The 22649-nt window shown below is 57.0% G+C and carries 16 protein-coding genes and 2 pseudogenes; 17 read left to right on the forward strand and 1 reads right to left on the reverse strand.

The features are described from left to right. A partial coding sequence (locus tag AB9K37_RS04260; RefSeq protein ID WP_369835702.1) for a transposase occupies window positions 1–655 on the forward strand: 655 nt, incomplete at its 5' end. A 307-nt stretch (window positions 656–962) separates the two neighbouring features. On the opposite strand, the gene atzF is transcribed toward AB9K37_RS04260, so the two are convergent. Further along, complete coding sequence (atzF, locus tag AB9K37_RS04265; RefSeq protein ID WP_369835703.1) at window positions 963–2777, reverse strand: allophanate hydrolase; 1815 nt, start codon at window positions 2775–2777, stop codon at window positions 963–965. Here atzF and AB9K37_RS04270 point away from each other — a divergent pair, their 5' ends adjacent. From AB9K37_RS04270 to AB9K37_RS04345, 16 genes and pseudogenes are all read left to right on the forward strand, one after another. Then, window positions 2778–3782 (forward strand): LysR family transcriptional regulator, encoded by a 1005-nt coding sequence (locus AB9K37_RS04270; RefSeq protein ID WP_369835704.1) that lies wholly within the window; start codon window positions 2778–2780, stop codon window positions 3780–3782. 148 nt (window positions 3783–3930) lie between these two features. Further along, window positions 3931–5055 carry a BMP family ABC transporter substrate-binding protein gene (locus AB9K37_RS04275; protein WP_369835705.1) on the forward strand — a complete coding sequence of 375 codons (1125 nt, stop codon included), beginning with the start codon at window positions 3931–3933 and terminating at the stop codon, window positions 5053–5055. A gap of 4 nt (window positions 5056–5059) precedes the next feature. Continuing rightward, the gene (locus AB9K37_RS04280) at window positions 5060–6166 is read left to right on the forward strand and encodes an ABC transporter permease (protein WP_369835706.1); all 1107 of its coding nucleotides are present in this window, start codon (window positions 5060–5062) and stop codon (window positions 6164–6166) included. After that, window positions 6159–7088 carry an ABC transporter permease gene (locus tag AB9K37_RS04285; protein ID WP_369835707.1) on the forward strand — a complete coding sequence of 310 codons (930 nt, stop codon included), beginning with the start codon at window positions 6159–6161 and terminating at the stop codon, window positions 7086–7088. The genes AB9K37_RS04280 and AB9K37_RS04285 overlap by 8 nt, the downstream gene beginning before the upstream one ends. 13 nt (window positions 7089–7101) lie before the next feature. Next, on the forward strand, window positions 7102–8103 hold the full coding sequence (locus AB9K37_RS04290) for a formamidase (RefSeq protein WP_369835708.1): 1002 nt from the start codon (window positions 7102–7104) through the stop codon (window positions 8101–8103). A 6-nt stretch (window positions 8104–8109) separates the two neighbouring features. Further along, the gene (locus AB9K37_RS04295; RefSeq protein ID WP_369835709.1) at window positions 8110–8787 is read left to right on the forward strand and encodes a cysteine hydrolase family protein; all 678 of its coding nucleotides are present in this window, start codon (window positions 8110–8112) and stop codon (window positions 8785–8787) included. Window positions 8788–8789: 2 nt separating this feature from the next. Beyond that, the gene (locus tag AB9K37_RS04300; protein ID WP_369835710.1) at window positions 8790–10316 is read left to right on the forward strand and encodes an ABC transporter ATP-binding protein; all 1527 of its coding nucleotides are present in this window, start codon (window positions 8790–8792) and stop codon (window positions 10314–10316) included. Further along, a complete protein-coding gene (locus tag AB9K37_RS04305) occupies window positions 10316–10987 on the forward strand; it encodes a cysteine hydrolase family protein (RefSeq protein ID WP_369835711.1) in 672 nt (223 codons plus the stop codon). The genes AB9K37_RS04300 and AB9K37_RS04305 overlap by 1 nt, the downstream gene beginning before the upstream one ends. Then, window positions 10974–11309: a cupin domain-containing protein gene (locus tag AB9K37_RS04310; protein ID WP_369835712.1), complete on the forward strand. Its 336-nt coding sequence runs from the start codon at window positions 10974–10976 to the stop codon at window positions 11307–11309. The genes AB9K37_RS04305 and AB9K37_RS04310 overlap by 14 nt, the downstream gene beginning before the upstream one ends. 36 nt (window positions 11310–11345) lie before the next feature. Beyond that, a pseudogene (locus AB9K37_RS04315) lies at window positions 11346–11582 on the forward strand (transposase); the annotation flags it as partial. Window positions 11583–11966: 384 nt separating this feature from the next. Further along, on the forward strand, window positions 11967–14024 hold the full coding sequence (locus AB9K37_RS04320) for a hypothetical protein (protein ID WP_369835713.1): 2058 nt from the start codon (window positions 11967–11969) through the stop codon (window positions 14022–14024). Further along, complete coding sequence (locus AB9K37_RS04325) at window positions 14021–15136, forward strand: OmpA family protein (RefSeq protein ID WP_369835714.1); 1116 nt, start codon at window positions 14021–14023, stop codon at window positions 15134–15136. The genes AB9K37_RS04320 and AB9K37_RS04325 overlap by 4 nt, the downstream gene beginning before the upstream one ends. Then, window positions 15133–16467: an EH signature domain-containing protein gene (locus tag AB9K37_RS04330; protein WP_369835715.1), complete on the forward strand. Its 1335-nt coding sequence runs from the start codon at window positions 15133–15135 to the stop codon at window positions 16465–16467. The genes AB9K37_RS04325 and AB9K37_RS04330 overlap by 4 nt, the downstream gene beginning before the upstream one ends. 439 nt (window positions 16468–16906) lie before the next feature. Further along, window positions 16907–19573: a DEAD/DEAH box helicase gene (locus AB9K37_RS04335; protein WP_369835716.1), complete on the forward strand. Its 2667-nt coding sequence runs from the start codon at window positions 16907–16909 to the stop codon at window positions 19571–19573. Between the two features lie 24 nt (window positions 19574–19597). Next, window positions 19598–20464 (forward strand): hypothetical protein, encoded by an 867-nt coding sequence (locus tag AB9K37_RS04340; RefSeq protein ID WP_369835717.1) that lies wholly within the window; start codon window positions 19598–19600, stop codon window positions 20462–20464. A 359-nt stretch (window positions 20465–20823) separates the two neighbouring features. After that, window positions 20824–22611: pseudogene (locus AB9K37_RS04345) on the forward strand (DEAD/DEAH box helicase family protein). The last annotated feature ends 38 nt before the right edge of the window (window positions 22612–22649 follow it).

The following is a 22649-nucleotide window of genomic DNA, read 5'->3' on the forward strand; positions in this document are numbered from 1 at the left end:
CAAGTCCTACGACCTGATCACCAGCCCGGCCTATGTGGTTTTGTCCGCCGCCAACGAGTTCCACGACAAGACCACACGGCCGAACCAACTCTGGCAGACCGACTTCACCTATCTCAAGGTCATCGGCTGGGGTTGGTTCTACCTATCGACAATCCTCGACGACTACAGCCGTTACATCATCGCATGGAAGCTCTGCACGACGATGAAGGCCAGTGACGTGACCGATACGCTGGACTTGGCTCTGCAGGCCTCCGGCTGCGATAGGGCAACGGTTCGGCACAAGCCACGGCTGCTATCGGACAATGGCGCCAGCTATATCTCTGGGGAATTGGCCGAATGGCTGGAAGACCGGAAAATGGATCACGTCCGGGGTGCCCCGTATCACCCGCAAACTCAGGGCAAGATCGAGCGTTGGCACCAGACCCTAAAGAACACGATCTTGCTGGAAAACTACTACCCGCCCGGCGATCTCAGGCAAAAGATCGACGCCTTCGTCGACCACTACAACCATCGGCGCTACCACGAGAGCCTGCAAAACCTCACGCCCGCTGACGTCTACTTCGGGCGCGGCCAGACCATTCTGAAACAGCGAAAAAGGATCAAACGAAAGACCATCGAAACCCGGCGCTTGCTTCACCGCAAACCCGCCGCATAATCAGACCAACGAGATGAACCAGACCCTCTCTTAGATTAGGCTGCAATCTGTCCCAAAATCCCTGACGACGGACAATAGACAGCCTAGACAGTAGCGCTCAGGCGTAGCATCTAAAAAGTCTCGTCAGTTTGGGACCATTTAAGGCTTTTTCGCAACTGTCTTGTGTGAACGTGTGAGCAAATTGGCGGACAATTTCAGATTTCGCGCGAAGGCATGCAGCACCGGAAATTCGCTATCTTCTGGAGAATGCGGATCGCAGATCGGTTTTGCGGACCCTCGCTCGAAAGCCAGACCTCTGGTCCTGAGCCTAAGATGGTGCCGCTTCAGAGCTTTCCATTTGTGCGTTCAGGTAATTTCGCCAATCGCCCAACTCCGTAATATCAGTGCTGCTTGTTGTGCCAGCCGCCTCGCAGATAAAGCCCGTCACCCAGCTCCCGTCCTCCAGCTCGACTTTGCCAAGCCCAAGCGGCGCAGGGATCCCCATCAAGAAGCTGCCCAACGTGTCCGCCGGGATCGCCCACACTTCTAGCCCGATGCCAGCCGCTTGCTGTTCCACCGTCCGCACCATTCCGGGACGCTTTACCCCAGCACCTGCCAAAGCGTGAAAGCTGTAGTAAGGAGCAGAGCGAGGCTGAGATAGCAGATAGGCTCCGCGTTCCGTTAACTGGGGATTCAGTGGCAAGCCTGACATATGAGCGCCGCAAACCGCCAGCTTGGTATAGCCCTCGGGAATCTCGGCGTGAGCAGCTGGTTCAGGGCGCGGCCACTCTGTTGCTCCCAATGTCCGCGCTCCAGCATATTCCAAAGGCGCAGCGACAGCGGCCAGAAACGCGTCCTCTCCGGCCTTGGCCAAAAGCGTCACACTTCCCGGACGCCCATCGGAGCGGGCGGGGGTCGGTACGGCCAACCCGCACATATCTAGAAGGTTCACAAAGTTCGTATAGGTTCCGAATTTCGAATTGGGTGTGACCGGATCAGCCTCAAGATCGCTGACAGAATAGAATGTGGGAATGGTCGGGACGCACAGCAAATCCAACCCCTCCAACATGGGCTCGGCGGTCCGCGACAACTCCTTCAGACGGTAGAAACCTCTGAACGCATCGGTTGCCGACAGGCTTTCCGCATGACGGATGATCTTAGCCGTAACCGGATGCACCGCCTCGGGATTGCTCTCGAGCAGGTCCTGAATGACAGAATGTCGTTCGGCTACCCATGCCCCTTCATAGAGCATCTGCGCGATGTCATAGAGGGGCGTAAAATCGATGGGGACAATTTTGTGGCCTGCGTCCCGTAACAGCTCAAGACTGTTCTCAAATGAGGCCGCTTGCACATCGTCACCGAAGAACTTGATGCTGGCGCCATTGGGCACGCCAATCTTTAAATTTTTTCGCATTGCGGCGATCGGCCCCGCAACGACCGGCTTTGCATATGCGTCCAACGCATCATAAACAGCGCCTACCTGATAGACTTTGTAGGCATCCTCAACCGTCAGGGCGAAAACTGAGATTGTCTCGACTGACCGACAGGCTGGTACGCTGCCCCGCGCAGACCACGCGCCCAAGGTCGGCTTCAAACCAACGATATTGTTCAGCGCTGCAGGCACACGACCCGACCCTGCTGTATCCGTGCCCAGAGAAAAGCTAACTATCCCATGTCCGACAGAAACGCCTGATCCACCTGACGATCCGCCAGGCACGATATCGGGATCCACGCTATTTCTCGGCGCGCCATAAGGCGTCCGCACTCCGACAAGACCTGTTGCGAACTGGTCCAGATTGGTCTTGCCGATCACCAGCGCCCCAGCGGCCCGCAATAGTCCGACTACAAAAGCATCTTTGTCTGGGAAATACTCATAGGCAGGACAGGCGGCTGAGGTGGGCAACCCGGCAACATCAATGTTGTCCTTGACCGCAAATGGCACACCCCAAAGGGGCTTGTCCGGATTGTAGGTACCAAGCGTGGCGGCCTCAGTCAGAACATCTGCCTTGTCTCGAAGCGTGATGAAAATCGACGGATCATCCACTTCAGCGATCCGCTCATAGACCTGTTCAATGATGGTTTCCACTGTGGTTCCAGCAGCAAAAGCTGCCTGCAAATTGCTCAAAGTAAGGGGAATTGTCATATGGTGCTCCAGTCTTTGGATCACTCAACAATGATTTGGATTGTGAACTCCAATGCTAATAATTCACAAAAGCGGTGCATTATTTGCAGCGCAATGAGTGACATGAGACATCTTCAAGACTTCCGCTACATCGAGGCGGTCATGCGTGCGGGTTCAATCCGTAAGGCCGCAGACGACATGAATATCACCGCCTCTGCCCTCAATCGGCGCATACAGCGCTTTGAGGAAGAATTCGGCTTCGAGATATTTGAGCGTTTGCCACGCGGCGTACGCCTGAACCCCGCCGGAGAGCTATTGATCCAGCACTTTCGCGCTCAACAATCAGACCTGCGGCGGGTTCAAAGTCAGGTAGCTGATCTTGCGGGGGAACGGCGCGGCCATGTTTCAATCGCCTGCTCGCAAGCATTGGCACCGTATGTTTTGCCGGCGCGCATCTCGGCCTACCGCAATGAGCATCCCGGCGTGACGTTCAGCGTCAACATACGCGACCGTGCCGCTGCCGAAGAAGACCTCAGCAGCTTTCGCAGCGATCTGGCACTGGTGCTAGAGCCTGTCCATTTGGTGGATTTTGAGGTTCTAATGGCGGTGCCCCAGAAAATCCATGCGATCATGCATGCAGAGCACCCTTTGGCAAAGCAGTCCGAACTTCGTCTGCGGGATTGTCTGGATTGCCCTCACGTTCTGCCATCACAGGCCTATGCCGTGCGTCATATGTTAGAGCGAGCGGTGGCCGGAACATCGCGCGGCCTATCTCCGGTGCTAGAGTCTGACAGCTTTGACTTCATGCGTCATTACGTAGCCCATGAAAATGTGGTCGCCTTTCAAATCCCAGTGGGCCTACGTTTGTCTCGCGAAAGCGGCTTGGTGTCCCGCCCGATCTCGACGAAAGATCTGGCCCCCGGATCCTTATTGCTTGGACAAATGAAGGGGAGGACCCTGCCGATTGCCTCGGCCAAGTTTGCGCAAGATCTCGTCGGTTTCATGCGAACTTTGCCGACCCACTAACAAGTCTCGCCTCGCGTAAGTGGTGCAAAAAATGCACCGCTCATGCAAATTTTTAGCAGAAGTCAGAGACACTCACGCTCGCTACCCTCCTCTTCAGATCAGCATGGTTTCCACAGAATGGACCGGCTGCAACAGAAGAGGACCTTCTATGAACAAGTTTTCCCAGTTTTCCCGTCGCCGCTTCCTGCAGTCCAGCGCTGCCGCCGTCGGAGCTTCCGCCATTCTTCCTTTCGGCGCGGGCCGCGTCGCTGCGGCCGACAGCATGACCATCGGGTTCATCTATGTGGGCCCCAAAGATGACTACGGCTACAACCAAGCCCACGCCGAAGGCGCAGCGGCGGTCAAAGCGATGGCGGGTGTCACCGTGATCGAAGAAGAAAACGTCCCCGAGTCCAACGATGTGGTCAACACTATGGAGTCGATGATCAACTTTGACGGGGCCGGTTTGGTGTTCCCGACATCGTTCGGCTATTACGACCCTTTCATCAAGGAAACTGCTCCGAAATACCCGGATGTACGTTTTGAGCACTGCGGCGGGCTATGGCAAGAGGGTGATCCCAAAAATGCTGGTTCGTACTTTGGCTATATCGGCATGGGTCAGTACCTGAACGGCATCGTGGCCGGTCATATGAGCAAAACGAAAAAGATTGGCTTTGTTGCGGCCAAGCCCATCCCGCAGGTTCTGAATAACATCAACTCTTTCCTACTTGGCGCCCGCGCAGTGGATCCTGAAATCACCTGTCAGGTGATCTTTACCGGTGAGTGGTCACTCGCCGTCAAAGAGGCCGAGGCCACGAACGCACTGGCCGATCAGGGTGCCGACGTTATCACCTGCCACGTTGATGGTCCCAAAGTGGTTGTGGAAACTGCGGCAGCCCGTGGCTGCTATGTCTGCGGGTATCACGCAGACCAATCCGCACTTGCCCCCGAGATGTATCTGACGGGCGCGGAATGGAACTGGGCTCAGGTCTATACAGACATGGTAACCAAGCAGATGGCCGGGGAGCCGATTGACAACTTTGTCCGTGGTGGTCTGGCCGACGGGTTCATCAAGATGTCGCCCCTTGGCCCCGCCGTAACCGAGGCAGCCGCTGCGCAATTCGAAGCCGCAAAGGCCGAGATCATGAAAGGTGGCTTCGCCGTGATCAAGGGGCCGCTCAAAGACAACAATGGCAATGTCATCGCTGCAGAGGGCGAAGCTTTCCCCGAAGACGACGTCGTGCTGGAATCCATGGATTACCTCGTTGAAGGCGTGATCGGGTCTACCAGCTGATCCGATGTCCGACCTATCCCCATCAGGTCTGGCCCGTGCGGGCAGAGGCATCTTGCTTCTGCCCCGCATAGAAGCGGTCTTGACGCCGATCCTTGCCCTTCTTGCAGGTGCGCTGGTGTTTTCGGTTTTCCTGTTAGGTCAGGGAAAATCACCGACCGAGTTCTTTTCCCTCATTTGGCGAGCCGGATTTTCGTCGGCATTTTCGTGGCAGAACACCCTGTCCCGGGTGAGCCCGTTGCTCTTCGCCAGCCTGTGCGTCGCGATTCCTGCCCGTCTAGGTTTGATGGTGATCGGTGGCGAAGGCGCAATTGTCTTGGGCGGGCTCAGCGCGGCTGTGCTGGGGGCCTTTGGGGTCGCCTTGCCCGCGCCCATCGGGTTTGCGCTGATGGGACTTGGGGCGATGATCATCGGGGGCCTGTGGATCGGGGCGATCGGATTCTTACGGGTCAGGCGCGGTGTGAATGAAACCATTGCCTCGCTTCTGATGGCCTATATCGCGACAGCCCTGTTTAACCACTTTGTCGAAAGCGTCTTCCGCGATCCCGCCAGTTTGAACAAACCCTCGACCACGCCGCTACCTGATGGCCTGCGCGTCGGCGAGATGCCGTTTCTGGATGCTCACTGGGGTGTGGCCTTTGGCGTGCTTGCCTGCATCGGCGCGTGGGCATTTATTGAGCGGACCACCATCGGCTTTGCCGCCCGCGTTACAGGGGACAATATCCGCGCTGCGCAGGTGCAGGGATTTGCGGTCTCGCGTTTGGTGATCGGGTTTTGTATGCTTGCTGGAGCGCTGGCCGGTCTTGGCGGAATGTTCGAAGTTGCCGCCGTTCACGGCGCGGCCAATGCCTCGTTGATTTCGGGGGTTGGATACACCGGCATTCTGGTGGCTTTTCTGGCCCGCCATAATCCTTTGGCGATTATACCCGTGGCCATTCTTCTGGCTGGAATCGAGGCCTCATCCGGTCTGGTCCAACGTCGCATGGATCTCCCTGACGCGACCATTCTGGTGCTGCAAGGCTGTGTTTTTATCGCTGTCCTTCTTAGCGAGACCCTACAGGGCCGCTTGCCCGACTTTATTCAAAAATTGAATTGGAGGGCTCAAAATGGCTGATCCTGTCGATCTGGGCCTTTGGGCTGTCCCGTTGGCCATTCTTGGCGGCGCGATCCGCGTCTCGACCCCATTCCTGTTTGTATCCCTTGGCGAGTGCCTGACGGAACGGTCGGGCCGTATCAACCTTGGTTTGGAAGGCACATTGGTGCTAGGGGCGGTATCTGGATATGCCCTGAGCTATCATTCCGGATCGGCGCTAGTGGGCGTGCTCTGCGCGGCCCTTGTGGGGGCAGTCTTTGGCATGCTGCATGGCTGGCTCTGCAGCTTTAAAAAGGTGAATGACATCGCGGTCGGGATCTCGATGATGATCCTTGGCATGGGCTTGGCGTTCTATTTCGGCAAGGCCTACATCCAGCCAACGGCCCCTCGCTTGATGGCAATCCAGTTCGGCTGGTGGTCCGATGTGCCGCAAATCAGAGCGGCATTGCAGGTGAATATCCTGTTCATTGTTGGAGCCCTACTGGCCGTTGCAATGGCTTGGATGTTCAAAAACACCCGCATAGGGCTGACCGTCCGCGTGGTCGGCGACAGCACCGATGCAGCCCGCGCGCTCGCTATTAATCCTATGCGTGTGCGCCTTTGGGCGACTGCTGCGGGTGGCGCGCTGGCGGGGATCGGTGGGGCTTATCTGTCGCTGTATTATCCGGGGTCGTGGAACGAAGGCATCTCTAGTGGACAGGGCCTGATGGCTGTTGCTCTGGTGATCTTTGCCCGCTGGAACCCCATCAACTGTTTTTGGGCGGCGATCCTGTTCGGCGGCGCGGGCGCCCTTGGGCCTGCGTTGCAATCGGTCGGCATCTCGCAGGGCTACTACCTGTTTTACGCCGCCCCCTATGTCCTGACGCTTGGCATCCTGATCGCGACCTCATCGACCGAACGATCGGTCACGGGCTCGCCGCGCGAGCTCAGCATTACAAAGTAAAGGAGTGTGATCCATGAATGGTCTCGGTGGACTGAATAAATCGGCAAACGGCGTGGGGATCGGACTGGTCCAAGTGCAACTGCCTGTGGTCAAGACCAAGGCGGACCTGACTGCACAAACTGCCCGCATCGTAGAATTGGTCGGCAAGGCACGGCGCAATCAGGGCAACATGGATCTGGTGGTTTTTCCCGAATACAGCCTGCACGGGCTGTCAATGGACACAAACCCAGAGATCATGTGCTCAATGGATGGGCCAGAGGTCTCGGCGCTGCGCCAAGCGTGCATCGACAACAGAATTTGGGGCTGCTTTTCCATCATGGAGCTGAACCCCGGAGGTATGCCTTACAACACCGGCATCATTTTTGACGATCAGGGGGCGCTCAAGCTCTACTATCGCAAGATGCACCCGTGGGTTCCGGTCGAGCCGTGGGAGCCCGGCGATGGCGGTATTCCCGTCTGCGATGGCCCCAACGGAAGCAAAATTGCACTGATTATCTGTCACGACGGCATGTTCCCCGAAATGGCCCGCGAATGCGCTTATAAAGGTGCCGAGATCATGATCCGCACCGCGGGTTACACCGCTCCCATCCGAGAAAGCTGGCGCTTTACGAACCAGTCGAACGCCTTTTGCAACCTGATGGTCACCGCGAACGTCTGTATGTGTGGCTCGGACGGGACCTTTGATTCAATGGGCGAGGGGATGATCTGCAACTTTGATGGCGCGGTCATTGCGCATGGCACCACGGGCCGTGTCGATGAGATCATCACCGCCGAGGTCCGTCCCGATCTGGTTCGAGAGGCCCGCATCGGCTGGGGCGTTGAGAACAACATCTACCAGTTCGGACACAGGGGCTATGTCGCCGTGAAAGGTGGCGCGATGGACTGCCCCTACACCTATATGACCGACCTTGCCGCAGGAAAATACCGTCTGCCGTGGGAGGATGAGATCAAGATCACAGATGGCACCAGCGAAGGTTTCGAAGCCCCGACCCGTCTCTTCGGCGAAAAGGACTGACCCCTCATGAGCACGATTGCCTCGACCCCTTATGCTTGGCCTTACAACGGCGATTTGCGCCCCGAAAACACCGCTTTGATCGTGATCGACATGCAGATCGATTTCTGCGGTCAGGGCGGATACGTGGATAAGATGGGATATGATCTGTCTCTGACCCGCGCCCCGATCGAACCGATCAAAGCGGTGCTGTCGGCGATGCGCGGCAAGGGCTATCACATCATCCACACCCGCGAAGGGCATCGCCCTGATCTGACCGACTTGCCCTCTAATAAACGTTGGCGCAGCCAACAGATCGGCGCAGGGATCGGGGATGCTGGCCCCTGCGGCCGAATTCTGGTGCGCGGCGAGCCCGGCTGGGAAATCATCGACGAGCTTGCGCCGATGGAAGGGGAAGTTGTGATTGATAAACCCGGCAAAGGCAGCTTTTGTGCCACGGATCTGGAATTGATCCTCCACACGCGCGGCATCAGGAACCTGATCCTGACGGGCATCACCACCGATGTCTGCGTCCACACCACCATGCGCGAGGCGAATGATCGGGGTTTTGAATGCGTTTTGCTCGAGGATTGCTGTGGAGCTACCGACAAAGGCAACCATGACGCGGCGATCAAGATGATCGGCATGCAGGGCGGCGTCTTTGGATGCGTGAGCAGCAGTGCCAGCCTGATCGCTGGGCTGGTGTAGTGATGACAGTAGTTCATCCCATGGCCCCCTGCGTCGAGGCGGTCTCGATGACTATGCGGTTCGGCGACTTTACCGCGCTCGACCATGTTACGATGAAGGTCGCTCCGGGCTCGTTCCACGCATTATTGGGTGAAAACGGGGCCGGTAAATCCACTTTGGTAAAATGCATCATGGGCTTTTACCATGCCACATCTGGCGGGCTGCTTGTGGACGGACGTGAGGCTCGGATCAAAGACCCTAGCGATGCGCAGGCTAAGGGGTTGGGAATGGTCTATCAGCATTTCACGCTGGTCCCTTCGCTGACCGCGGCGGAAAATCTGGTGATCTCGCGCAAGGGGTCCGCTGCGGTGATCAACTGGCACCGCGAATTGGCCGAGTTAGAAGCATTTATGGCATCCATGCCGTTCCGCGTGCCGCTAAAACGCCCTGTGTCGCAACTGGCTGCCGGCGAAAAGCAAAAGCTGGAGATTCTCAAACAGCTTTATCTTGGCAGCCGGTTCCTGATTTTGGACGAACCAACCTCGGTTTTGACGCCCGATGAGGCCGATGAAGTTCTGGGGCATGTGCGCAGCCTGACTGACAGCGGCCGTCTTAGCGTTCTGATGATCAGCCACAAATTCCGCGAGGTTCGTGCCTTCTCCGATGAGGTCACGATCCTGCGGCACGGCAGACTAGTCGGCAAAGGCAAGGTTGCGGACCTGTCTGATGCCGATATGGCCGCGATGATGATGGGCAAATCCGAAACCGCTGCCCCTGCCGCCCGCGTGAAAACCTTGGGGGGCGAAACCCTGCGGCTGGACAATGTACGCGCTCATGACCGCTCTGGCCTCAAGCAGATTGCATTGGATACCCTCAGCGTCCGAGCGGGCGAGATCGCCGGCGTGGCTGGCATTTCCGGCAACGGTCAGGTCGAGCTGATGGAAATTCTCACTGGTCAGCGGCGCATTCTGTCTGGACAGATGACGATTGCAGGTCAGCCCTACACGGTCAAGAGATCCGAGGCCCGTCAGCATCGCGTACGTTACCTGCCCGAAGAGCCGCTGCAAAACGCTTGCGCCCCTCATATGACGGTCGCAGACAATCTCGCGCTGCGGGATTTTGACATGGGCGCCGATGGCACATCCAGACGGTTCTGGCTGAACCGCAAGCGGATCGAGGCCCGCGCCAAAGAACTGATCAATGCCTTCGATATCCGCACCCGCAGCCCGCGTTCGCAAATCCGCGATCTGTCGGGCGGGAATGTCCAACGGGCGGCTCTCGCGCGCGAGCTGTCCGGTGAGGTTTCTGTTCTGGTGGTGGCAAACCCTTGCTTCGGGCTGGACTTCTCAGCGGCGCGGGGCATTCGGGACCGCATCATGCAAGCGCGCAACGAAGGCGTCGCCGTGCTGCTTATTAGCGAAGACCTGGACGAAATCCTTGAACTTTCGGACCGGGTCTTGGTCATGAGCGACGGCCAAATCACCCACGAATGCGCCGCCAACGGGGCCGATCCCGCTGAATTGGGGCGTTACATGGCAGGGCACCACTGATGAAAACGATCAAAGCTGAGCCATTCGATTTCCCATTTGATCCCAACACCACCGCGCTAATCGTCATTGATATGCAGCGCGACTTTGTCGAAGAGGGCGGTTTTGGTGCTTCGCTTGGCAATGATGTGTCACGATTGCAGGCGATCATCCCCACGGTCGCTCGTCTGATCGAGGGGGCACGCAAAGCTGGCCTGATGGTGGTACATACTCGCGAATGTCACCAGCCCGATCTATCAGACCTGCCCCCCGCCAAGCGGGATCGCGGCAGCCCCGCGCTGCGGATTGGGGATGACGGCCCCATGGGGCGGCTTCTGGTGGCAGGCGAGGCAGGTGCCGACATCATACCCGAGCTGGCGCCGCTCTCGGGTGAGATCGTTATAGACAAGCCTGGCAAAGGGGCCTTTTATGCGACCGAACTGGGCCCTGTGCTGGCGCGCCACCACATTCTGCATCTGATCGTTGCTGGGGTCACCACTGAGGTCTGCGTTCAGACCACAATGCGCGAGGCCAATGATCGCGGTTTCGAATGCATCCTCGTGACAGATGCGACCGAAAGCTACTTTGCCGATTTCAAAGCCGCCACGATTGCCATGATGACCGCCCAAGGTGCAATCGTTGGATGGGCCACGACTACCGACGCAGTCTTGGAGGCTCTGAATGGCAGGGGATAGCGTATTGTCAGGGCTCTTAAATGGCGAATGGAAGCACCTATCGTTTGAGCCCTTTCGAGAAGGCGTAGAGGTGCATTATCTGCGCACGATTGATCCAGTTTGGGCGTTGCTGCGTTACCGCCCCGGCGCACGCGTGCCCCGCCATCGCCACACCGGGCTAGAGACGATATTCGTTCTGGAAGGGATGCAATCCGACGACGACGGCGAATATGCCGCTGGCACGATGATACTGAACCCCGCAGGCACTGAACATAGTGTTTGGTCAGACTCTGGATGCGTTGTTTTGATTCAGTGGGAAAGGCCCGTTCTTATTCTGGAATAGTAGGTTCGGCTCTGGACCGGCTTTGATGCTTTACCGCCCCACGTCGCGCAAAAGTCTCGTCATTCCGCCATCGACGGCTGGAGGACCGGGCATCTAGGCTACGCCAACTCGCTGCGGCTAAGAAAGAAGATCTAGGAACCCTTCGGATGGGCTAAGACAGTCTGAGGGATGGCGCAAACCATGTATCGCGGCATCGCGCGGATCCGCGCCCACTTCACGCTGACAATGGCGGCCTATAATCTGGCAAGGCTGCCGAAAGTGCTGGTGGCGTGAAGAGCGAAGCCGTCGCCAGGATTGCCTGCCCATGATTCCGGCCCCACCCAGCATCCGAGTAGAGGGAAACCGTTCCTCCCAGCAGAGTTTTCAGAAGCCTGCTAGGCTTCACCAAGAAAGCAAGGAGTACGCGGAGTTCCCAATGAGGTTTTCGCAAACACTTGTAGGGTATATTTTGAGCGCGTTTGTCCTAAGACGAGACGTCACTTTTCGGAGAAATGGCACTGCTACCATGCGCTTTGATCGGTGCAGCGACTTCTTCGCAAAAGTACGATTGCGGAAAGGGGCGAACGCGGGAAGGAATACTATCCTTGTGAGAGAGTGATGCGATCAATAATGTAAGCGAATATTTGCTGCGCAAAGAGAATTTTTGAGGAACACGTGTTGAATGAAGTAATTTCCAAGATCGGCGTTGCAGTCACGGAGCACATCATCGTGCTTGCCGAGTTACTGACCAAGTCTGAAAGCAGTCCGGGCCTGATTGCCGCAGGATTGATTCTGATGACCTTCGTCCTAGGTGTTTGGTATTTCTCGAGAACTTACCGTCAGATGAAAGCGATCAAAACATTTGATCAGGTTGTACGCAACTATGAAGGGATCGAAGCCTTTGCCGATGGTTACGCTGAGTTCAAGCATCGTATTAAATCTGACTACAGACGGCGGGGTCCGAGGGAAGCCATTTGGGAAGCTTGGGACGAATTCAGCGAAACTATTGTCTTCGATGACATCGACGGTCCGCTGAGACTTCGAAATTCCATCCGCCCTTCGACATTCATGAATGTCGAAGACTTGGGTTTCGGGCCAACTGTTTTCCGTATTGTGCCTAACACACTGGTTTCCACCGGCTTGTTCCTAACGTTCCTTGGGCTCGTGGCTGCCCTTCACCAATTCTCTCAAACAATCGGCCCAGCTGGGGGTGACATGAACAGCGCGATGAAGGTCTTCATGCAGATTGCCTCCGCAAAATTCATTATGTCTCTGGTCGGTCTATTCTGCTCGATCATTTTCACTTTTCTACTGCGTGCGCGCCAGAACAAGTTGGATCACCTCCTGCATCGGCTTTGTACGGGGATCGAACGCAGGCTGGTCTTCGTGAGCCTCGAGGATATCGGGTTCCGCCAGTTGCGGGCTGCAGAGGAGCAAAAAGCAAATCTGCAAGAGATCGGTACCGGTCTTGTCGCGCAGTTAAGAGAGCCTCTCGATGCTTTGCCCGGCGCCATTACCACAGCTATCTCAACCGAGATGAAGCCGATCTTCGAAAAAGTCGGCACACTAGGTTCCTCCAACATGGAGGGTCTGGTCGGGGATTTGTCGCAGCAATTGTCGCATTCAGTGGGCAATGCTCTCACTCGGGCCACCGAGTCGCTTGGCGAGGCAACGGATCGTATCGGCACGATGGTGGACCGCATGAGTGCCACTAATAACCAAGCAGGCGACGGACTTCGTGACGCTCTTGACCAGATCGCTCGCGCCATGTCCGAGATGCGCTCGGAAGTTGCCGCGAGCGGCCAGACGGCGTCGGAAGCAATGAACGAAGGCGCGGACAGGCTTCTCACGGTGATGAACGATACACTCTCGGGTATCAGAGACAATACTGGGCAGGGTGCCGAAGCGATGCGAAGCGCGGCCGAGGAAATGCGTCGCGCGGCTGAAGGTTTCCGCGATACGCTGGAAAGCGCCAGTCAGGATAGCGCGAACGCCGCGAAACAACGTATGACGGAAAGCGCCGATCAAGCGGGACAAGCCATTGAGGGCGCGGGTAAATCATTGCTTGAGAGCTTCAATCAGACCAGCGTAGATATAGCGCGTCTAGGGACCGATATGGGCAGTGTAATTGGCGGTGAACTACTCTCGCGTCTTGAAGAGATCAGCAGCCGTCTGGCCGATATGGCTGACGCGGTTCAACGAAGCGCTTCCGGTGCCCAGAGCGCCGCGCAAGGCATGAACTCCGGGGCGGATGCCATCCACGGAGCGTCTGAGGGCTTTAGAATTGCCAGTCAGAGCCTATCCTCAGCTGCCGAACCCATACGCTCATCCCATGAACGTATCGAGACGACGATGCGGCGTGTGGGCGATCTTGTCGAAACGGTTTCCGAGACACTGATGCAAAACTCCGCCTCGGTTGCCGAGAACGCCAGCCATGTGCTGGAGACAGCACAGACTGCGCTTGGCAATGAACGCGAAGGTATTCGCCGAAACCTCGAAGCGACACGCGCAGCGATGGAGCAACTTTCGGACGAGGCCGAAAAGCTCGATCAGATCGACGAGATGCTTGGCCGAGCACTGACGCAGTACAATGCTCAGTTGGAGGCAGCACTTGGCACGGCTCAGGACCACGTCGGCCAGATGCGTGATGCCCTTGCGCCCGGGCTGGATACGCTCAAGAGCGTTGTTGAACAGGCTGAAGCCTTCCTGCCGAGCCAGCCTCGGGGTCGCGCATGAGGGCTCAGGCAAAGCAGGTCCGCCACGAAGAGGAGGAAGAGAGCGCTTTCGTGTCGATGACCGACATGACGGTCGGCTTCCTCTTCATCATTATGATACTCTTGGCTTTTTTCGCCAGTCAGATGCGCGATCCCGGCTCTGTATCCAGGACCGAATTCGACGCGGTCGTCGCGCAGCGAGACAGCTTTGAGCAAGAGCGCGATGCTTTCGAGCAGGAAAGCCTCGCATGGCGCAGGATTGCAGAGACACGCGCGCATCGGATCGCAGAACTCGAGGCACTTCTGGCGCAGCTCAGAAGAGAACGTGACGCCCTCGCAGCCGAGGTCAAACGGCTGGAAATCCAGCGTGATGAACTTGAGGTCAGCCTGAGGTCCTCAGAGCAGGAAATCGAACGTCTTCTAAAGCTCATTTCGGAACTCGAAGCAGAGATTAATGATAGAGATGCACGGATCGAGGAGTTGCAGCGCCAGCTTGCCGAGCTGCAGAAGGTCGATCCCCTAGAGGCCTACTTGGCGCAGGTCGCGCAGGTCCGCAAACAAGTCCTTGTCCGGTTGCGTGATGCAATCCGGGCGGACTTCCCTGACCTGCAAGTCGAACTCAGTGAAGAAAGCGATGCGCTCAGGTTTCAGGGCGAAGGTCTCTTTGCATCAGGCCGGTCGAACCTCGCCAGCGACAAGGCAGATATCGTTTCGCGGCTGGCTTTGCGGCTGGACGAGGTGCTGCCTTGCTTTACGCTGGGGGAAGCATCGCAATTTGACGGCGCCTGCAATCCCGGCTTCGTCATGATCGAAGCCGTGCAGATCGAAGGTCACACTGACAATGTTGGCTCCGACCAGTTAAACCGGAACCTGTCAGCCGCGCGCGCGAACAGTACCTTCTTCGCGATGACCGGTGCGGCAGAAGGTGTCATGCAGCATCTGAACCTGAAACGGCAGCCCGTCCTCTCCGTCGCGGCCTATGGACCGGATCGCCCCGTGACAACGAACGACACACCTGAAGGTCGAGCGACCAACCGCCGGATTGATCTGCGCTTCATCATGGTGACACCGCAGGACACAGATGGCATCGAAGTCATCCGCCAGGCGCTCGAAGCCGTCGGAGGGCAGCCGTGAACGAAGCGCGCCCCCAGCCATCGACAAGACAGCTGCTGAACCGGCTGGAACCGCTGCGGAAGCGTGCGATGCTCCCACTCGATGAGATTGACAGATCGGTTGCTTCAATCCTTTCAAGGTGGCCGGACGCCGTGCGCACGCCAGATGATCGGGATCGTGAAAAGCTGGCGCTGAACATGCTGTTCCGGGTCCAGAATTGGAAGTGGGACGACATTACCACTCAACGTGTGATCTCTGCAGCAGTCGCCGTTTTTGACGAAGAACGTCGTGGCCGTCCGGATCTCGCGCCGGTTCGTAGCTTTTACCTGTCCGAGATCGTGAGCCGCGACCCTGGTGCTTTCCTCGACGGGATGGTCGGGGTCTATATCGACAGTTTTACGCCGGGCACAGATCATACGCGCCATCTGGCTAATGCGCTTGCGCAGCGTGCCGGCGATCTCGGTGGGAGACACCGAAAACTTACCGAGGCCCTGCCGAGTCTCTTCCGCCCCGATAATGCGCCGCTTGAACTTGGGCGGCTTATGCTCGACGCGGAAGATCCCTATGCCCGCCTTAAACAAATTGGCCTGAAAAGTCCGCACACTTCAGGTCTGGCCAAGGCTGCGCAGGAGGTGTTCATTGAGCGGCTGAAACCCGATTTAGAAGGAGTCGACGCCCGTCAACAGCTCTTCAACTGGCTGACGCCTGAAAAAGGGCCAGTCCTGCAAACCGGTGCCGGTCCTGCTGTCGAAGCCTTGCTTTCCGTGTGGCGAGATAAAACACCCCCGGATACGTTGCGAAACGAGCTTTCTGAACAGATCATTGCCGCTTGGAATGATCCGCGACTGCACACGGGCGGGATATGGTCGGGTTTTGATCCCTCCCTGCGCGCGATCCTTCTGCGATGGCTGACTCACCAAGACATGAAGTTCTTCTGCAACATGGTCACGGCCACGCAGGACAGCCACATGTGGCCTCCTAGGCGGGACTTTTGGCTGAAGCTCTACGATGACAAGGTGATCGATGAGGCTTGGGTTGCCTTCGGATCGGAAGCGCGCCGTTATGCGCAACAAAACCTAGTGAGGAGCGGAAAGACTGACATGAACCGGCGCTTCGGGCGACAACTGGATCGCGGTGGGTCCACATCTCTGCTAATCATGCGGATTGGGAATAAAATAGTCATCGATGGGTGTCACAGTTACAAAACGCACATCTTCCGCATGGAAGATGAACAATCGCCTAAACTCTACCAGAGAGAATACTATTGCGACAAAATCATGCGTTCTTCGCGTAACTCTAAGCCCCACAATTCTATAAATAATTGGTCCCAATGGGTGCTCCAGAATGTCTAGCTCTGCACCCATTATTTCGACCTCAGATGGCTCCATCCAAGTTCAGTTCCCAGAAGCAAAACAAGGGCTTCTATCGCGGCTTATTTCAAAGCCGAAAAAACGCAGCTTCACTGCGCTCAGCCCTGAAGATCGGGACTTACTCTTTGCTATAGGCGATCTTCGAAACTGGGAGGACACTCATCCAGGCGAGGTCACAGTTGAGTCAGATCACATAAGTCTGTCGCATGACGCAGCTGCAAGCCTTTCTGCCCCTGCAGCCGAAGCTCTTGGTCTGCCGAGAACAGTTGACCTGATGCTGAAGACTGACGTTTCCGGTGTTCTTGGGAAACCGGACTTTAAATTGCACTATGAATGGTCTCGCCAAGGCCGCCGGGAGACGCCGAAGCGCACGGGCGCCATTCTGCGAACAGAGGAAGGCCCGCGACGGTTGCCGCTTTGGATGAAACGTGCGCTTGATCTGGCAGACAATTTTGATGCCAACCAACCTATCGAAGATCATTGGCGCGCTCTGGCTGAGTTTCGCCGAGCCATTGAGCCCGAGGCTGACATCGAGGCTGAAATGCCTGCGAACCGAAGCATGGCCGGGCTCTCGATGACCGCCTTCCTGCGCGGTCTGGAGGTGCGTATCGCAGATCGTTTCTCAATCTCTCCTGACGAAGCTCTGGGTCACTTCGACGTGATACCCTACTCGGCCGAACGCCTGGAGAGTGCCGAAATCGGTGAAGATATCTCCGAAGAGCAGGCAGAGCTAAGCGGTGAGGAACTAGCGATTTTCCAATTTGGCTTGCACCAATATGGAGCAAAGCCCGCTTACCGGATCGGAAATAACGGTTACCTCGTCATTGACAAAGGCGCGGCCCCGGTGCTGGGTGAAATGTCCCGTGCGCAGAAGGCTCCGCGCGAGGAAAGGCGCGCCTTCATCGAGAACCCGAGGACTTTCATCAACGAAGCCGTCAATCGCGACTTAGATGAGCGTGGGGAACTAGATGGTCTCGATGACGCGCAACAAGCTGAGATGGTCGAAGCTATTGCCGGGCCTGCACTGATCGAGAGTCGTGAGTATTCCGAACGTGTGACTGGGATCGTTGTTTACAAAAGGACCGCGGAAGTCGGAGACGGTAGTGGGACGACATGGCTGCCCGAAGCTTTTGCACAGCATCTGGTAGAGGCAATTCAAGCCTTGCCCCAAACCGAACTACAGGCCTTGCGCGACCATATGTCGGCAGTGGTTGAATCTGGGAAAGACATTCCTGCTGAGATCGCAGGTGAAGAGGTGCAAGTTACTCCTGCCCGTTTGGCGGCGATTGAGGGAGAGATGCAGCGCCGAGAGAAGCTCGATGTTCTGAATGACGATCAGCCTGAGACACCAGAAATCGATGGACCGATCATCCTCGACACCAAGGGAAACTATGAGAACCTGTCGTGGGAAGCACAACTCGTTCCCCGTACGCCCACTATTCCCGTCGTGCTGCCCCAGGTTATTACCACGTCCCTTCGGGAGCACCAGAATGTCAGCTTCGACTGGGCAATGCAGGCATGGACAGCTGGGCTGCCCGGGATCCTCAACGCTGACGAACAGGGGCTGGGCAAGACATTGCAAACCATCGCGTTCTTGGCTTGGCTGAAGGAGCACATGAAGCAATCTTCGGCGAAGAACCGTGGCCCTATACTCGTTGTCGCTCCCACTTCGCTCCTGCGCAACTGGGAGCAGGAAGTAGAGATCCACGTCGAAGGTCGCGGCTTGGGGACACTTGTGCGCCTCTATGGGTCTTCTCTGGGCTCCCAGAAACGCCGTGACGCGCGAGGTACCGAAACCCAATCCGGCTTGCCGCAACTCGATCTGGATTGGCTGGACGAGGCATTTGAAGACAAACGGGCGCATCGTTACTGGGTGTTGACCACCTACACGACGCTTGCCAACTATCAGCACTCCTTAGGGAAAGTCCCTTTCTCAGCCATGGTCATGGACGAGATCCAGAACATTAAGAACCGTGCGACTTTGGCGTCGAAAGCTGTCGAAGCCATGAATGCTGATTTCAGAATCGGCCTGACCGGGACGCCCATCGAGAATGCTGCGATTGACCTCTGGACTATTATGGACCGCATCGCGCCGGGCTGCCTCGGCTCTGGGTCGGAATTCAAATCGCGCTACGCAACAGCCGATGCCGAGAACATGGCGGAACTCCATGCGCGTGTCTTTAAGGCGCGCGGGACCGTACCTCCGCTAGGTCTACGTCGTCTGAAGGACGAGGTCGCCCGAGATCTTCCGAAAAAACGTCGCTTCCTGCATCCGCGCCTGATGCCGAAAGTACAGGCTGATGCTTATGATCTGGCCCAATTGAAGTTGGCCAACGGTGGCCCCGGCGCAGCGCTAAAGATGCTGCACCATATTCGCTCGGTATCGGTCCACCCTGGCGCGGCCAAAGCCATGCCGCCGGAAGAATTCATTGCACAGAGCGCACGCCTCGAAGCGGTTGTTGACGTCCTCCACCGTATCAAGGATGCAGGTGAGCGTGTGCTTGTCTTCATCGAACATCGGGACATGCAGTTCCGCTTTGCCGAGATTGTGCGTCACCTTTTCGGTCTTGAAAGGATCGACGTGATCAATGGTGACACGCCTATCCCGCGTCGGCAGGAGATCGTGAACCGATTTCAACGGCATCTGAGCGTCGATGGCGGCTTCGATATGCTAATTCTTGGTCCCAAGGCGGCCGGCACGGGATTGACCCTTACCGCTGCTACTCATGTGATCCACCTGTCGCGCTGGTGGAACCCGGCGGTCGAAGAGCAGTGCAATGATCGCGTCCATCGCATTGGGCAAACCCGCCCCGTTTTTGTCCACATCCCGATGGCTTTGCACCCTGAGCTTGGTGCCCAGACCTTCGACAGCTTGCTGCAAAGCTTGATGCAGCGCAAACGCAAGCTCGCGGAACAGGCGCTTTGGCCCATGGGGGACAACTCGGCGGATGTGGCCGGACTGACGCAGGCTGTATCAAGTTCGACGCGTGGCCATGCGGTCATTGCCGACAGTATGGCAGAGCAGTTCCGACATGATGGCCTTCCGCCTCGCGCACCAGATGCCTTTGGTGCTTGGGAACTGACTTAAAAAGTACGACAGAAAGTTTATTCCATGACGATAACGCGTGGTCTCATCATTGATACACCCTGGATCGACCACATCCTTGAAGGTCGCAAAGACTGGGAAATGCGATCCCAGCCAACCATAGTCCGAGGCTGGGTCGGTCTCATTCGCAAAGGAAGCGGCAAAGTTGTCGCCATCGCCCGTCTCGCGGATTGTGGCAAGGCTCTCACACCAGATGAGATGGTTGCCAACGAGGAGCATCACCGGATACCCGAACGAATGATCCGCAGTGGGGAAGTCGCGAAATGGTGCGTTCCTTGGAAGCTCGCCGACATCCGTCCGCTTGCTCGAGAGGTCCCGTATGAACATAAAAGCGGTGCGGTTATCTGGGTGACCCTTTCGGACGATGTGAGCCGCACATTGGCGACCGTTGACACCAAGAATCCACCCGTTGAGCCCCAGAAACAATCGGGCCCTTCTCGAACGGTGGCATCGCTTGTTCCCTTGGCGGAACGGCCTTTTCGCGAAGAGGCTACCATGTCTCCAAGGCTGACCACCAGACCGCTCGCAGAACTTGCCTCCGGTGACCGAAAGGTCATCATGCGAAAGGCCATCACCGGCGGTAGCCTGCGCAACAAGTATATTCGCCTAGGTGATTGTATGGATTCCCTGCCGGAAGACGTAATTGGTGGTGGGAACAAAAGTGAAGCCGCCTCAAAGGAACTTACGGTTCACTGGGGCGGGCCTAATCCGGCGCGCACAGATATTGCTGGCGACAAAAAGATCTTTCGAGACCGGAGTATCATGCGTAACTTCATTGAGACGGCAGGCGCCTGCGAAGGAGACGTTATTGTGATTTCGCTTTCAGACCCTTACACGGTCCATCTCTCCCTAGAGCGCTCTGGCTCCACGTAAATTCTTTAATGATCATTGCGGTGGGCTCGATGTGCTCTAGTCATCTCAAGCGCCGCGTTACGCCAAAAAGTAGTTGATGCAGGGATGAAGATGAAAGTCACGAAGAATCCCCTTACGGGGTGCTTAATTCCCTCGCGTAGCTATTGTCTCGAATTGCTACGACTTTCCTTCATAACGCGCGCCATCAATGCTTCGTAACATGATAAAGTTACCGAACGCTGTCGGCTTGCATAATTGTTGTATGCGCGTCATTCTTGGATTGAATTTCATTCAGGTATTTCATGCCGACAGCAATTAATCAGAATCCCGAACAAGTTGCGCGCGATAAAATCGATCAGTTGCTAACAGCGGCTGGTTGGATGGTTCAGGACAAGACTGGCGTGGATTTTAACGCGGGCCTTGGGGTTGCGATACGGGAATATCAGACTGACATAGGTCCTGCGGACTATGTGTTGTTCGTTGACCGGAAGGCGGTCGGAGTGGTCGAGGCGAAGCCCGAAAACTGGGGCGAGAAACTGACAACAGTCGAGGAGCAATCCTCGGGATATGCGAACGCACAGTTGAAGTGGGTCAGCAACGCGCAGCCTTTGCCCTTCGTGTATGAGAGCACGGGAACGATCACACGGTTCACCGATGGCCGTGATCCGTCACCGCGATCTCGCGAAGTCTTCACTTTTCACAGACCGGAAACCCTGAAGTTTTGGTCGAATGCTCCGTTCTCGTTCAGGGCCGGGTTGAGCAAGCTCCCGGAGCTGAATGCCGACGGCCTCCGAGATTGCCAGATCACCGCGATCACTAACCTCGAAACATCCCTCCAGGCCGGAAAGCCGCGGGCCCTCGTCCAGATGGCGACCGGATCGGGAAAGACCTTCACCGCCATCACCCAGGTCTACCGTCTGTTGAAACACTCCGGCGCGCGCCGCATCCTGTTCCTGGTCGACACAAAGAACCTTGGCGAACAGGCCGAGCAGGAGTTCATGGCCTATGTCCCGAACGACGACAACCGTAAGTTCACCGAGCTTTACAACGTCCAGCGCCTAACCTCGCCTTCGATGGCCGGTGACACCCAGGTCGTCATCTCCACCATCCAGCGGATGTATGCCACGCTGAAAGGCGAGGACCTCGATGAAAGCCTCGAGGATGAGAACCCCGCCGAACAGAAATTCCGGCCGTAGACGCCGAAGCCCGTCGTCTACAACCCCAAGCTTCCGCCCGAGACCTTCGATGTCGTGGTGATCGACGAATGCCACCGCTCCATCTACAACCTGTGGCGTCAGGTCATCGAATACTGGGATGCCTTCCTTGTCGGCCTGACCGCGACGCCGGACAACCGCACCTTCGGCTTCTTCAAGAAGAATGTCGTCAGCGAATACACCCACGAGAAAGCCGTCGCCGACAAGGTCAACGTCGGCAACGAGGTCTACATCATCGAGACCAAGGTGACCAAGGGCGGCGGCAAGGTGCAGGCCGAACAACTGGTCGAGAAACGCGAGCGGGCGACCCGAGTAAAGCGGTGGGAAACTCAGGATGTGGACGAAGCCTATGCCGCCACACAGCTCGACCGTTCAGTGGTGGCGCCGGACCAGATCCGGACCGTCATCCGCACCTTCCACGATCAGTGGCCTGACATCTTCCCCGGCCGCAAGGAACTCCCCAAGACCCTGATCTTCGCTAAGACCGACAGCCACGCCGACGACATCATCCAGACTGTCCGCGAGGAGTTTGGAGAGGGCAACGAGTTCTGCCGCAAGATCACCAACGGCGCGAAGAACCCGAAATCCTCGCTCACCTCGTTCCGAAACGAATACTACCCGCGCATCGCCGTCACCGTGGACATGATCGCCACCGGCACCGACGTGAAGCCCCTCGAATGCCTGCTCTTCATGCGCGACGTGAAATCAAAGAACTACTTCGAACAGATGAAGGGCAGGGGCACCCGCGTGGTCAAACCCGATGACCTGAAAAAGGTCTCTCCCTCCGCCACCGCGAAAACCCATTACGTCATCGTCGATGCGGTCGGCGTTACCAAGTCGGTCAAGACCGCCTGTCAATGGCAGGTCAAAAATCCCCAGAATGGGCAAGTTAAAATTCCCCAGTTTGGCGTCCCGGTTGTCAGCGGGATTATAGACTGGCAGCTCCATTTTTGATTTTGGGTGGTCGCCCTCTGCGCTTTGGAGGTGGGGGC

Source organism: Donghicola sp. XS_ASV15 (genome assembly GCF_041224595.1).
Taxonomy (GTDB): Bacteria; Pseudomonadota; Alphaproteobacteria; order Rhodobacterales; family Rhodobacteraceae; genus Donghicola.